This is a genomic window from Paraburkholderia sp. BL25I1N1, from assembly GCF_003002025.1.
In the GTDB taxonomy this organism is placed as follows: domain Bacteria; phylum Pseudomonadota; class Gammaproteobacteria; order Burkholderiales; family Burkholderiaceae; genus Paraburkholderia.
Genome location: NZ_PVZB01000002.1, coordinates 231,194 through 244,725 on the forward strand (window position 1 = coordinate 231,194; position 13,532 = coordinate 244,725).

Here is a 13,532-nt window from a genome sequence, read left to right on the forward strand (position 1 = left end):
AGCCTGCGACGCGCAATGCACGCCGCACACTTCGTGGCCGGAACGACCGGGGCATTATCGGCCTAGCTCGCGGGCGCGTAAACCCGTGCCACCGCGTCCCAAAATTGCACGCCGCAAGCTTTCCGCACGGCTGACGGCGTGTGGCATTCCCCGAGCGCGCGTTACAGCACGACGTAACCGCGTTTCTCCAGGGTCCAGCGGTGCCATTGATTGCCATACATACCGCACGCGATTCCGAACAGGACCGACAGCACGAGTCCGATCAGGTCAGCGGTTTCGCCCCATAGACCCGAGCAGAAAAGCAGCAGGTTGATGGCCAGCATGATGAACGCGGCAAACCACATCTTCTTCGACAACGCCCATACGAAGCCCAGCAGACACGCGCCCCAGCTAAAGCCGGTGGCCACCGCGACGGTTTCTTCCTTACCGGGGCACCGCAGATAAATCTTTTCGCCCATTTCTTCCCTTTCCGACCTCGATGGTTCGCCGCACGATGGCGACACCTGGACGAATATTTAACACGCCATGCCGGCAAGACTATGAGTTTGCGTGAAATTCACACCGCCGCGCACCCAGCCGCCGCGCCGTGCATTCGGGCAAGGCCGCGCTCACTGACGATTCCGGGCATAGCTGCTACTCTTGGCGAATCCGCCCGCAGGGGACGCCACGACGGCGCAAACCCTTGCCCGTAAAGGTTAAACCGCTCCGGAGCACGCATGGCAACCCAGACAGCCTATTCTTCCCAAGCCCCCTCGCGAGCCCAACTCGACGCCCTGCCGGGTGCCACCCTGGTCGAATTCGGCACGGACTGGTGCGGCTACTGCCAGGGCGCGCAGGCGTCGATTGCCCAGGCCCTCGAACCGCACGACGGCCTTAGGCATCTGAAGATCGAGGACGGCCCGGGCCGGCCGCTTGGACGGTCGTTCAAGGTCAAACTCTGGCCCACGCTGATCCTGATGCGCGACGGCGCGGAAGTCGCGCGCGTAGTACGCCCGGCCAACGCCGCAGCAGTCGCCGACGTTCTAACGTCGCTCTAAGTTCGTACTGCGCATGCCGCGCTTGATGCGCGGCGCCATCCCAACCCGACACGGATCATGCGACAAGCCATCCATCACCTGAGCGTCAAGGCCCGCAGTCGCGGCCTGGTCGAATTCACCGACGAAGCGCGCCGCTTCGTCGCCGCACAGGCGATCGACACCGGCCTGCTGACGCTGTTTTGCCGGCATACGTCCGCCTCATTGCTGATTCAGGAGAATGCCGACCCGTCCGTGCAGCGCGATCTGGAGCGCTACTTCGCGAGCCTCGCGCCCGAAGACGCCGAGCGCTACGAACACGGCGCCGAAGGCCCGGACGACATGCCGGCTCATTTACGCACCGCACTCACGCAAGTGCAACTCTCGGTGCCGGTCGAACACGCGCAGATGGTGCTCGGCACATGGCAAGGCTTGTACCTGTTCGAGCATCGCCGTCACACGCAGCACCGTGACATCGTGCTGCATCTGATCGGCGAATGACGACCCGCTCACCGCCTCACAGCGGCGCTCCGCCGAATGCCTGACGCTGCGCGAGCGATACGAAGGCCTGCGCGTCGCGCGCCGCCTGCACCACCGCCGCCATGCCGAAGAACTCGTGCGTCGCGCCCCGATAATTGCGATGCTCGACCGGCACGCCCGCGCTGTGCAGTTTCTGCGCGAGCTTCTCACCGTCCGAGCGCAGCGGATCGATGCCCGCCGTCACGATCACGGCCGGCGGCAAGCGTGACAGATCCACGCTCACTACGTCGATTAACGGACTGGTGAGATCGCTCTCGCTGTTGATCACGTTATGCATGAACCACAGCATCATCGGCTTGTTCAAAGGTTTGGCGTTGCGGTTCTCTTCATAAGAGATCGACACGATGTTGTTGCTCGCCACCGGATAGATGAGCGCCTGGTGCATCGGCATGCGGACACCGCTGTTGCGCGCGCGGATCGAGACGTTGATGGCCAGATTGGCACCGGCGCTCTCGCCCATGATCGCGATCTTGCCGGGGTCGCCGCCGAGGCTCGCCGCATTCCCGATCAGCCAGTGCCACGCGGCGAACGCATCGTCATGCGCGGCGGGCAAACGGTGTTCGGGCGCCTGCCGGTAGTGTGCGGACACCACGATGGCCCGGCTGTGCGCCGCCATCGAACGCGGCGTGGCGTCGTAGGTATCGAGGTCGGCGATCACCCAGCCGCCGCCGTGAAAATACAGAATGAGCGGGAACGGCCCTTCGCCTTGCGGCGTGTAGACCCGCGCCGGATTGCTGCCGGCCGCGCCGGGAATCATGATGTCCTGGGTGCGCACCGCCTCCAGTTCGAGCGCCGGCCGCGCACTGAAGGCGGGGTCCTGCATCAGCTTTTTGACGGCGTCGGCGGGCGTTGGCTGGCGCCTTGCCTCCTCCACCGTGCACTCTTCGATGGGCTTCGGGTTTAGACTCCCGAACGCGTCGAGCACCGCCTTCATGTCGGGGTCGGCATGTCCCGTTGGATCCATGCCGACCATGCCTTTGATCGTATCGCCGAGTGTCATGTCCATGCTCCTGCAAAAAATGAAGGGGCACGGACTCATCGGAGGCTTTCAGGACCGGCGCTCGACAACCGTGCATGCGGTCGATTTCAGCAAGCGCTATACCTATGGACGAAGTGCAATTCGGGCTGTGTCTGCGCTACTGCCCCTTCGTATCGCTGCTCGCGTCGGCGCCCGGCATATTGGTCGTGTCGGTTGCCGGCTTCGTCTTCGACGACTTCATGTGATGCTTTTTAGTCGACTTCGAATGCGCCATTGCGCCCGATGCCTGCATGTCGCCGCCTTCGCGCGTCGCGCCGGCATTGGTGCCCGCGCTCGGGTCGTTGCCTGCCGGACCGCCACCGCCGCCTCCGCTGCCCTGTGCCATCGCGATCGAGGAAGCGGCGAGCATCGCCGAGATAAGGATTGCGCTGCGAGTCTTGTTTCCGAGGTTCATGACTTTCTCCTGTGCGAAAAGAAGCGGGTTGCGCCAGCCGGTTCGACCAGATGCGCATACCTCGTCTTTCTCTCAGCAAGGGGTGTGCCGCGAGTCATGGAGCACTTCGAACATCCCACACGGGGTCAACAGCGAGCCTATGGTTCACACGCCACCAGCGCGTGCAATTCGTCGATGTTGAATGGCTTGGCGAGTATCGCCACGCCGAGCCGCCGTGCACGCTCGAGTTCGTCGGCGTAGCCGGTCATCAGCGCGATCTTCTGCGACGGCCACGCGCTGCGCACCTTCTCGGCGAGGTCGATGCCGTTGAGCTTGCCCGGCATCTGGATGTCGGACAGCACGAGTTCGAACCGTGCGCCGCCCGTGAGGACGTCGAGCGCCTGGTCGGCGGTGGGTTCATGGCGCACCTCGCAACCGAAGGTCTCCAGCACCGCCGCCACACCCGCCGCGACATCTTCGTTGTCTTCGACCAGCAGCACGACGCCGCTCGGCGCCGGCACCGGCGCTGGGACTGTCCCGCTCTGCACGGTCGCCGCCTTCTGGCGTTCGCGATAGCGCGGCAAATACAGCCGCACCGTCGTGCCGCTGCCCGGCACACTGTCGATCTTCGCCGTACCGCCCGCCTGTTCGCACATGGAAAGCACCTGTGCGAGGCCGAGGCCCGTGCCCGAACCGTGCAGCCTGGTGGTGAAGAGCGGCTCGAAGGCGCGCCGCGCGACGGCTTCGGGCATGCCCTCGCCGTCGTCGGAACAGGCGATCAGCACGTATTCGCCGTCGGGCAGCAAGGTATCGCTTGCGACCAGCCGGTTGTTCTGGCAACGAATCACGAAGCGTCCGCCGCGCGGCATCGCATCGCGCGCGTTGACGGCCAGGTTCGTGATCGCGAATTCGAGATCGGTCGGATCGGCCAGCACCTGCCAGACCTGATCGACCATGTTCAAGGCCAGCTCCACCTTATCGCCGAGCGCGGCGTCGATCAGTGGCACGGCCGCGGGCAGCCACGTGGCGAGTTCGAGCGGCCGCTGTTTGAGCGGCTGCTTGCGCGCCACGCTCAGAAGGCGTCGCGTGAGCGATTCGGCGGTGGCGGTGGCGCGCTCCACCGCGAGCACTTCTTTCTCGACGTTGTTGAAGCGCTTGAGCCGCGCGAGTTCCGTGTTGGCGGAAACGACCATCAGCAGGTTGTTGAAATCGTGCGCGACGTTGGCGACGAGGTTGCCAAGCGCGCCCATGCGCTGAAGTTGCCGGCTCGCGGCTTCGGCGGACAGACGCATCGCCACTTCGCCCTGCCAGCGTTCCCACGCCCGGCGCTCGCCTTCAAGTTGACGCAGCGAGTAGACCACCAGCAGCCAGATGGCGAGGCAAGGCAGCGCAGTCAATGCCGCGATCATGATGAAATGCCGCCGCCATGCTTCGCCGATCGACGACGTGGCATAGGCGCTCATCACATAGAGCGGATAGTCGCCGACACGGCGAAACGCCAGCAGCCGCTCCACGCCATCCACGCTGGAATTCAAACGGACATGGCCGGACAGTTGTTTGTCTCGCAACGCCTGCGTGAATTTGCTCTGCGGACTAGGTTTCGCGCCCGGCGGCCACGGCGGATAGCGCACCAGCAGGTTGCCGTCCTGGCGATACAGGCCGAGCGCCAGCGACGCATCGCCATTGGTCAGTTCACGATAGAAGCGCGAGAAGTATTCGTTGCGCAACGCCACCGAGACCACGCCGAGAAACTGGCCGTTGGCGTCGGAGCGGCCCGTCGCCGTGGTGAACACATTGGTCTGTGAGAGCGGGCCGAACATCGGCAGCGAAAAATACGGCTGCGGGCGCATCGCTTTCGCGCTGATGAAGTCTTCGCGCTGGGCAATCGACAGGGCGGGCGCGGGAAACGTGCGGCTCGACACCAGCAGGTCGCCCTTCGCGCCGAGCAGATAGATAGACGAGACCTGGGGAAAATCGCCGCCGATTCCACGCAGACGGTCATGCAGCGTCGCTTCGCGCGCGCGGATTTGCGCGTCGTCGTCGTTGCCGAGCAGTTCGACGACGCGCGATGACATCTGCTGGTTCAGGTCCAGCACCTTGGCGGCCTGTTCCTCCGCGACGCGCGCGAGCCGGTCGATCATGTCGTTCGAATCGGCGATCCGGCGCTGGTAATCGAAGTAGCCGTAGCCCGCGAGGCAGATCAGCGGAAACACAATCGAAACGGCGAGGACGATCAGCAGCATGCGCCGCGTTGCCGCGAAATTGCGCGACGGCATGGGGAAATCGACTGCTGCACGTTCCGCACGTTGCACGGTCACGATCTCCATAAGGTTCAACACAGGTCAGGGACACCATGGCACGGCACGCTCGCCGCATGTTCGTGCGCTATTTCCTTTTCCCCGAATTTACCGCACTTCAGCCGTTCTCCATAGTGCGGCGGCCGAGCAAGAGCGCGCTTGCATCGGCGCGTGCGGCTAGGCACATGGATTGCTGCTGCGTAAGAGTTCGGCGGCCTGCAAGGCGTGCTGTATCGCGGCGTGATCATGCGCCTTGCACGGCTCGCGCTGTTCTACGCTGTGTTTTCTTATTCCATTGTCCGCGAGGAACCGGCCATGCCTACGACAGCTCTTTGCGTCGCTCAGCTCTCGCAATTGCGAACCGACCGCGCTGAACGTATCGTGGTGAACGACGAAAAGATTCTGCTGGTGCGCGACGGCGATACCGTGCACGCCTATTCCGCCGATTGCCCGCACGCCGGCGGCCCACTCGAAGAAGGCGCGCTCTGCCACGGCCGGATCATCTGTCCATGGCACAAGGGGACGTTCGACGTCGCCACCGGCAATGTGCTCGAACCGCCCGCGCTGGTCGCGCTCGATCGCTATCCCGTGGTGGTCGCAGGCGACGACGTGATGGTCACGCCGGAAAAAATCCCGCAGCCGGTGCGCAATGCCAGCGACAAGCAACCGCATTACGTGGTGATCGGCGCGGGTGCGGCAGGCGCCGCCGCTTGCGCGGCCCTGCGCGAGTGTGGCTTTGGTGGCCGCATCACGCTCGTAGGCTATGAGGCGCATGCGCCCTACGACCGCACTTCGCTAAGCAAATTCGTGCCGTCCGGTGAAATGGCGCCCACGGATGTACCGCCGCTTCTGGCGCAGGACTGGCTCGAACGGCACGACGTCGAACGGATCGTCCAGAAGGTTGCGCGGCTCGATGTGCCCGCCCGCACGATACATTTCGAAAGCGGCGCCGCCCTGACGTACGACACGGCCTTGCTTGCGACCGGCAGCGTGCCGAAGCTTCCCCACATTCCCGGTGTGGAGCTCGGCGGCGTACACGTGCTGCGCAGTCTCGACGATGCCGCCGCGCTCGTCGACGCCGTCGGCGACGATGCCGGCGAAACTCAGGTCGTCATTCTGGGCAGCAGCTTCATCGGACTCGAAACGGCTTCCGCGCTGCGCAAACGTGGCACGCCGGTGACCGTCATATCGCCCGAGAAAGTGCCGTTCGCCAGGCAGTTTGGCGAGCGCGCGGGCGCGATGTTCCGCGCGCTTCACGAGCGCAACGGCGTGGTGTTCCATCTCGAAGCGAAGGTCGCTTCGCTCGAAGGCGAAGAAGGCAACGTGCATCAGGTGATGCTCGAAAACGGCGAGCATGTCGCCGCCGACATCGTGCTGTTGGGCACGGGCGTAACGCCGGCCACAGGTTTTGTCGAAGGCCTGCCCCTGCAGAAAGATGGCGGCGTGCTCGTCAATGCGGGCATGCAGGCCGCGTGCGGTCTCTACGCGGCAGGCGATATCGCCGTGTTTCCTTTGCATGAAGATCAGGAACCGGTGCGTATCGAACATTGGCGCGTCGCGCAGCAGCATGCGCGCATCGCCGCGCAAAACATGTGCGGCGCGCGTCATCGCTATGTCGGCGTGCCGTATTTCTGGACCTATCACTTCGGCAAGAACTTCGAGTATCTCGGCCATGCGAGCGAGTGGGACGAGATCGTGACCGATGGCGACCTCGATCGTCAGCAATTCGTCTCGCTGTATGTGAAGAACGACAAGGTGGTCGCCGTGCTCGCCTGCGAACGCGAAGCGCAGACCGCGCGGCTGATCGATGCGATGAGGGGCGGCGTGTCGCGCGCGGAAGCGTTGGCGATTGTCGGCGGCGCTTCGTGTGTGACGAAATGAATAACCGGTAACCTGAAGGAGAAACGCGATGACAGAACACAAGGAAAAGCACCCGCACTCGAACAAGAGCGAGAAGCAGATTGACAAGCAGGTCGAAGACAGCTTCCCCGCGAGCGATCCGCCTTCCACCGGCGGCACGACGAAGATCGTCCCCGACAAGGACGCCGCTACGAAAGACAAATCGGACGCAAAGAAGTCGGCTGCGCACTAGGCCGCGCCAAGCGGAGATGAACCGCCCAGCCGGATTGCCGGCGGGCGGTTTTTTCTAATGAGGTATCGCACCGGTCAGACGCCCTGCAATAGCATTGCCGCGCAAAGAGAACCACCGTCAATGGCATCGTGGCGAGTTAGCCATTGACCGCGACGACGGATAGTTCTTCCTCGGTCCGGCTTCTCGCTGTCTCCACACGCCCGCAAGCCGTGAGAATTTCCTGCAGCGTGCTCGCATAACACTCCGCCCCGATTGCGCTTTGCAGATCCGCGCTCCATTTCTCCGTATCTTCCGCCGCCCACAATCCGACCATGATCGACACGTTCGGCAAGCGTGCGCGAATGCGCCTGACCAGATAGCGCAAGTGCGACGGAATGCCGTCGATCTGCAAGTAGAGAATGCAGACGATGCCGACATCGTCCGCGTCGAGCTGATCGATCGACGAGCGCGATGCGGCCTCATGCGGCAACGCACGCGAGATGAACCCGTGTTTGCCCAGCAACTGCAACAGGATGGTTGTCGCCAATGCGTCGAGCGGGCCGCGTCCGGGAATGCACAGCACGCGGCTGCTCGCGGGGAGCGAAGACTGGTTCGTCGCACCTGCCTCGCCCGAATTACCTGGCGTAACGGGCCGTGCATTCGCTGTTTCAGCTTGTGCGTCATTGGAGGCGGCGGAAGCCGAAGGCGCCAGCGGCCCCACCGCGTTCCAGGTTTCGCCCGTGGCGGAGGTCGCCGGCTCGTTGTCGTCGTAACCGTCGAGGCCGTCCACGAGGTCGTTCGTCGTCGCCTCGATGCGTGCAAGCTGCGTCGCCGTGACGCTGCCGCGCATGACATCGTTGGCCGCGAGTTGCAGGCCCTTGATCGCGACCTCGTCGTAATATGCCGACAGGGAGCGCTCGCGCAGCAGCAGTTCCGCTTGTTCGATCGCTTCGTCCGGGTCGCCGGCCAGCGCACGCTGATAAAAGTTTTCGACCGGCGTCAACGCCGGTTGGTCGCCCAACAGCACGTCGAGAAATTCCAGGCGCCGCACATGCCGGCCGAGCACCAGCAGGCAAAGCGTCAACGGCGTCGACAGGATCAAGCCTATCGGCCCCCAGATCCAGCTCCAGAAAATCGCGGCCACTACGACCGAAAACGGCGAGAGGCCGGTGCTGCGTCCATACAGCAGCGGCTCGACGATTTGACCCACCAGCACTTCCACGCTGACGAACAGCGCCATCGACCAGATCGCCATCGTCCAGCCTGGACTCACGGCGGCGGCGAGCGCGGTGGCCAGCGTCGCCGAAATCCAGATGCCGACGTAAGGCACGAGCCGAAGCAGCGCCGCGAGAATGCCCCACAGAATCGGACTCGGCACACCGATCATGAACAGCCCCGTGCCGATGATCACGCCGACGCCCGCATTCAGGCCGAGTTGCGAAACGAAGTAGCGGCTCAAACGCCGCGCGGCTTCGTCCATGACTGTGGTCGTGCGGTGCAGGTCGCGCGAGCCGAACAGACGGATTGCGCGGTCGCGCAAATCGTCGCGTTGCAGCAGGATCACCACCATCACGACAAAAACGATAAAGGCCGTTTCGAGCGGACTGATTGCCGGCGACAACACGCGTCTTGCGAGTTCGAACGGCGTCGGCACCGGCTCGCGCACTTCGACCGGCACGGCGGCGGGTTCGCCAGCTGTCGAATGCGCCGTGCCGCGCGACACCGGGCCAGGCCGCGGCGCGATCTGCGGCGGCTCGACCGTCGCGCGTTGCAGCGCCTGGCCGGCGGCGCTTGCAAACCCGTTCAGTTTGCCGATGGTCAGGCTGTGCATCGTTTCCATCTTCTGCTCGATGGTCGCCTGATAACGTGGCATGCCGGCCGCCAGATCGGTCAGTTGCGTGGCGATCACCGCGCCGAGCAGGCCGATCACCGACACCGAGATCACCACGGCGGCGAACACGGACGCTACATGCCCGAGCCGCAAACGCATCAACGCGTTGGCGAGCGGCGCGACCAGAAAGCTGAGCAGAATCGCAAGCGTGATTGGAATTAGCACGGCGCTCGCGAAATACAGGCAGGCGACCACGGTGATGCCCACCGCGAGCGAGATCAGGCTGTCGAGGCCAAAGGCCGTGGCGGGCGCGCGAATGTGGGTGGCCGGCCTCACGCCGCGCGGTTCGGGGATGTCCTTCATGTGCGCCAGTCTGTCCGGTTCTGCTCAGTTCGCATTCCTGTCAGGCGAGACCGACGAGGCGAGTTGAGCACGTCGATGCTGTCGACGTGCCGACGCCATGTCGTGCCTCGCTCATGCGTTCAATCTTTGTCCCGTCGCGATAGCTCACTTACTTCGATGGCTCGCCAGAGACCGGCCCACTTTCCACCGGTGGTGCTTCCTTCTCGATGTCGGCGCGTGCCTGGTCCCAATACTCGTCAGGCGTGCCTTTCGGTTCATCAGCCTGCTCCCACAGGTAATAAGCGCGCGTGCGAATCTGTTCCTCTTGAGAGGTTTGTTCCTGTTCCATTTGATCACCTCGGTTGACCTGGCGTGGGCCGATATCGGCTGCGCTGCACGCAACCCGCCGCCCAACGGCGGCATGCGCGCAGTCCTTGCAATCGAGCAAGCGCTATACCCGGCAGCGCGAGCTCGACTGCGTTTCAGGCCTTATTGCGTCAAGCTCCCGCGGCGGGTTCGCTTTCGTCAGTAGTGAGTTGCTCTTCGAGGCGGTCGAATACACGCTGCGTCGCGCGGTTCGGTGTGTCGAGTGCGAACAGCAGGAGTGAGCGTCCCGTCACCTGATAGGCGTCGCCGGTGCTGAACAGCGGCAATTCTGAACGCACCGGCATGTTGGTATCGAGCAGGCAGGTCCACTGATCGCCGTCGGGAATGTCGGGCAGCGTAAAGTTGACGACATCGTGGTGTGCGTTCAGCACCAGCAGCAAGGTCGCGTCCGAAGCCGGACGGCGAATGCCGCTCGCCTGCGCGCGGCCGTCGATCACGAGGCCGAAGCAGCGCATCGACGGATCGTCCCATTGTTCCTGCGAGAGATCCGTGCCGTCGGGCGAGAGCCAACGCGCGTCGGTCACGTCCAGCGCCTCGTTATATTCACCGATGATAAAGCGGCCGCGCCGCAAAACCGGCAGACGGTGGCGCAACGTGGTCAGATTCTTGACGAACTCGATGAGCGCGCGGCCGTCGTCGTCGATGGCGTCCCAATTCACCCAACTGATCTCGTTGTCCTGGCAATAGGCGTTGTTGTTGCCCTGCTGCGTACGGCCGAATTCATCGCCCGCGAGTATCATCGGCGTGCCTTGCGAAAGCAGCAACGTGGCCAGCAGATTGCGTTTCTGGCGCTCGCGCTGTTGACGAATGTCCGGGTCGTCGGTCGGACCTTCCACGCCCATGTTCCAGGACTTGTTGTCGGAGTGGCCGTCCTTGTTGTCCTCGCCGTTGGCTTCGTTGTGTTTGTCGTTGTACGAGACCAGATCGTTCAGCGTGAAGCCGTCGTGCGCGGCGATGAAGTTCACGCTGGCCCACGGGCGGCGGCCGCGATGATTGAACTTGTCGCCCGAACCGGTGAGACGCGTGGCGAGATCGGGCACCTTGCCTTCGTCGCCCTTCCAGTATTCGCGCACCGTGTCGCGAAAGCGGTCATTCCATTCGGCCCAGCCGGGCGGAAAGCCGCCGACCTGATAGCCGCCTGGACCGCAATCCCACGGCTCGGCAATCAGCCGCACGCTAGAGAGCACGGGGTCCTGCCGGCAGCTGTCGAGGAAACCGCCGCCTTCGTCGAAGCCGTGCTGCTCGCGGCCAAGAATCGTGGCGAGATCGAAACGGAAACCGTCCACCTTCATTTCCGTCACCCAGTAGCGCAGGCTGTCGGTCACCATCTGCAGCACGCGCGGGTGCGACAGATTCAGCGTGTTGCCGGTCCCGGTATCGTTGATGTAGTAGCGCGGCTCGTCGGGCATCAGGCGGTAGTACGATGCATTGTCGATGCCCTTGAACGAGAGCGTCGGGCCACGCTCGTTCCCTTCCGCGGTGTGGTTGTAGACCACGTCGAGAATGACTTCGAGATTGTTGTTGTGAAAGCGGTCCACCATTTCCTTGAACTCGCCCACCGAATCAGTCGACGATGCGAAGAAACGTGGGTCGGCCGCGAAGAAACCTATTGTGTTGTAACCCCAGTAGTTGGTGAGGCCCTTCTCGAGCAGATAACTGTCGTTAACAAAGGTCTGGACCGGCATCAGTTCGACCGACGTCACACCGAGGTTCCTGATGTAGTCGAGCACGACCTGCTGTCCGAGTCCGGCGAACGTGCCGCGCAGATTTTCCGGTACTTCTGGATGCCGCTTGGTAAATCCCCGCACATGGGCTTCGTAAAAAATTACGCGCTCCCACGGCAACGCGTTCCGTTCAGGATGACTCCACGAAAAGTTGGCATCGACCACCTTGCACTTGGGCACGAAAGGCGCGCTGTCGCGCTCGTCGAAGGACAGGTCGCCCTGTTCGGAATCCAGCGTATAGCCGAAGATTTCCGGCGCCCATTTGAGCTCGCCGATATGCGCCTTTGCATAGGGGTCGAGCAAGAGCTTGTTCGGATTGAAACGATGGCCCTTCTCCGGTTCATAAGGGCCGTGCACGCGATAGCCGTAAACCGCGCCCGGTTTGAGGTTCGGCACGAACACGTGCCACACCTCGTCGGTGTATTCCGGCAATTCGATGCGTTCGATTTCGTTTTCGCCGGTTTCATCGAACAGACATAGTTCGACCTTGGTGGCGTGCGCGGAGAACAGCGCGAAGTTGACACCGCTTCCGTTCCATGTCGCGCCGAGCGGAAAAGGCGTGCCTTCCGAGATGCGCGTCGAGTAATTGGTCTGGGATGACATAGGGGTTCCTGTGGAAGCTAGAGGCGCGGGCGCGCGTGTTTAGTGCAAGCGTGATTCAGTCGATGCAGGCGTCTCCGGCGACATGGAATGCGCGATCGGAGCTTCGAACAGCAGCCCGCTGATTTAGCAAATTCCGGACCTGAAAGGTTCGACACGGCTGCGTGTGCGGCGCGGCACAACTCTTGCAGCAGCAGGGTGAAAGCTGATTCAGTGAAGCGGCGGCATGAGAAGCGCCGCATATGCCATCAGGGAGAAATCATCATGCAACGAATACAGATCAAGCCACTGGCCGCCACCGCCCTGCTTCTCGCCACGCTGGCGTCGTACGGCAACGCGTACGCTCAGGGCGCGCCTCAGGCCATCACCGAAAGACGTACGGACGTGGTGCAACTCGCCAGCGGCTACCGCGCGTCGAAGCTGAGTGGCGCCGATGTTTACAACAAAACGAAGGACACGATCGGCACGCTGGACGATCTGATCGTCTCGCCGAGCGGCGATCGCAGCACCTACGCCATTCTGTCGGTAGGCGGATTCCTGGGCATGGGCAAACATCTGGTCGCCGTGCCGTTTAACGACTTACAGATCAACAACCGCCGGGTGGTACTGCCAGAGGCCACCAAGAAATCGCTCGAGGCGCTACCTGAATTCAAGTACGCGCCGGATTGAGAGAGGGTTTTAATTGCGTTGACCGGCTGCAAGGGCCCGGCCTTGCAGACCGGCGTCAAACCATGCGCAGCCTTTACGACGGGCCCGTCGCATCCAGCGCCGCCGCCGATTCGAGCACCCGCAGCAGACGCTCGGGCGTCAACGGTTTCGCGCAATGCGCATCAAACCCAGCGGCTTTGGCACGCGCGCGGTCGTCACGTGAGGCAGACGCCGTACACGCCACCAGCAACATATGCGAAGTTGAAGGATCGGCGCGCAGACGCCGAGCCAGTTCGAGACCATCCAGGCCCGGCATCCTGATGTCCAGCACCACGGCAAAAGGCTGCCAGTCGCAGGCCATCTCGCAGACGGCGAACGGATCCTCGAGCGCCCGGCACTCGAAGCCGTCCGCCGCTAGCAACATCTGCAATGCATCTGCCGCTTCCCGGTAATCGTCCACCACGAGGACGCGCCGGTGCGATGCCATCGCGTACTGGATAGGCCGCCACACTACGACGTCTTCGTTATCGTCCATCCGGTCGTCGAACCTCACCATTCTCTCCTTGGCTTTTTCCCTTGTGCCACTCGCGGGCACTTCGAAACCTGCGCGCAAGATTCGCTCCTGACACGCGGACAAAACTCATCGTTCGCCACACGATGGTTTTCC

13 protein-coding genes are annotated in these 13,532 nt (G+C 63.1%); 5 read left to right on the plus strand and 8 right to left on the minus strand.

The window, feature by feature from the left end; translation table 11 throughout:
• Positions 1-161: 161 nt before the first annotated feature.
• On the minus strand, positions 162-458 hold the full coding sequence (locus tag B0G73_RS03885; protein ID WP_106278068.1) for a DUF2628 domain-containing protein: 297 nt from the start codon (positions 456-458) through the stop codon (positions 162-164).
• A 258-nt stretch (positions 459-716) separates the two neighbouring features.
• Here B0G73_RS03885 and B0G73_RS03890 point away from each other — a divergent pair, with 258 nt between their 5' ends.
• Both B0G73_RS03890 and B0G73_RS03895 read left to right on the plus strand, forming a co-directional pair.
• On the plus strand, positions 717-1,037 hold the full coding sequence (locus tag B0G73_RS03890) for a thioredoxin family protein (protein WP_106278070.1): 321 nt from the start codon (positions 717-719) through the stop codon (positions 1,035-1,037).
• 57 nt (positions 1,038-1,094) lie between these two features.
• Positions 1,095-1,514 (plus strand): secondary thiamine-phosphate synthase enzyme YjbQ, encoded by a 420-nt coding sequence (locus tag B0G73_RS03895; protein ID WP_106278072.1) that lies wholly within the window; start codon positions 1,095-1,097, stop codon positions 1,512-1,514.
• Positions 1,515-1,530: 16 nt separating this feature from the next.
• On the opposite strand, the gene B0G73_RS03900 is transcribed toward B0G73_RS03895, so the two are convergent.
• The 3 genes from B0G73_RS03900 to B0G73_RS03910 all read right to left on the minus strand — a co-directional run bounded on the left by B0G73_RS03900 (position 1,531) and on the right by B0G73_RS03910 (position 5,277).
• Complete coding sequence (locus B0G73_RS03900; protein WP_106278074.1) at positions 1,531-2,553, minus strand: alpha/beta hydrolase; 1,023 nt, start codon at positions 2,551-2,553, stop codon at positions 1,531-1,533.
• A gap of 136 nt (positions 2,554-2,689) precedes the next feature.
• Complete coding sequence (locus B0G73_RS03905) at positions 2,690-2,986, minus strand: hypothetical protein (RefSeq protein WP_106278076.1); 297 nt, start codon at positions 2,984-2,986, stop codon at positions 2,690-2,692.
• Positions 2,987-3,123: 137 nt separating this feature from the next.
• Entirely contained in the window at positions 3,124-5,277 is a 2,154-nt protein-coding gene (locus B0G73_RS03910; RefSeq protein ID WP_181196486.1) for a hybrid sensor histidine kinase/response regulator, read from the minus strand.
• 300 nt (positions 5,278-5,577) lie between these two features.
• Between B0G73_RS03910 and B0G73_RS03915 the strand changes: the two genes are divergently transcribed.
• Together B0G73_RS03915 and B0G73_RS03920 are read left to right on the plus strand one after the other, a co-directional pair.
• Positions 5,578-7,143, plus strand: coding sequence for an FAD-dependent oxidoreductase (locus B0G73_RS03915; protein ID WP_106278396.1), 1,566 nt, complete (start codon positions 5,578-5,580; stop codon positions 7,141-7,143).
• 28 nt (positions 7,144-7,171) lie between these two features.
• Positions 7,172-7,354, plus strand: coding sequence for a hypothetical protein (locus tag B0G73_RS03920; RefSeq protein WP_106278080.1), 183 nt, complete (start codon positions 7,172-7,174; stop codon positions 7,352-7,354).
• Between the two features lie 136 nt (positions 7,355-7,490).
• Here the strand turns inward: B0G73_RS03920 and B0G73_RS03925 are convergent, their stop codons facing one another.
• The 3 genes from B0G73_RS03925 to glgX all read right to left on the minus strand — a co-directional run bounded on the left by B0G73_RS03925 (position 7,491) and on the right by glgX (position 12,220).
• The gene (locus B0G73_RS03925) at positions 7,491-9,527 is read right to left on the minus strand and encodes an AI-2E family transporter (RefSeq protein WP_106278082.1); all 2,037 of its coding nucleotides are present in this window, start codon (positions 9,525-9,527) and stop codon (positions 7,491-7,493) included.
• Between the two features lie 148 nt (positions 9,528-9,675).
• Complete coding sequence (locus B0G73_RS03930; protein ID WP_106278084.1) at positions 9,676-9,855, minus strand: DUF2934 domain-containing protein; 180 nt, start codon at positions 9,853-9,855, stop codon at positions 9,676-9,678.
• A 148-nt stretch (positions 9,856-10,003) separates the two neighbouring features.
• Complete coding sequence (glgX, locus tag B0G73_RS03935; protein ID WP_106278086.1) at positions 10,004-12,220, minus strand: glycogen debranching protein GlgX; 2,217 nt, start codon at positions 12,218-12,220, stop codon at positions 10,004-10,006.
• 261 nt (positions 12,221-12,481) lie between these two features.
• On the opposite strand from glgX, the gene B0G73_RS03940 reads away from it, so the two are divergent.
• The gene (locus B0G73_RS03940) at positions 12,482-12,886 is read left to right on the plus strand and encodes a PRC-barrel domain-containing protein (RefSeq protein ID WP_181196487.1); all 405 of its coding nucleotides are present in this window, start codon (positions 12,482-12,484) and stop codon (positions 12,884-12,886) included.
• A gap of 73 nt (positions 12,887-12,959) precedes the next feature.
• Here B0G73_RS03940 and B0G73_RS03945 read toward each other — a convergent pair whose 3' ends face one another.
• Positions 12,960-13,421 carry a response regulator gene (locus B0G73_RS03945; RefSeq protein ID WP_106278088.1) on the minus strand — a complete coding sequence of 154 codons (462 nt, stop codon included), beginning with the start codon at positions 13,419-13,421 and terminating at the stop codon, positions 12,960-12,962.
• Between the last annotated feature and the right edge of the window lie 111 nt (positions 13,422-13,532).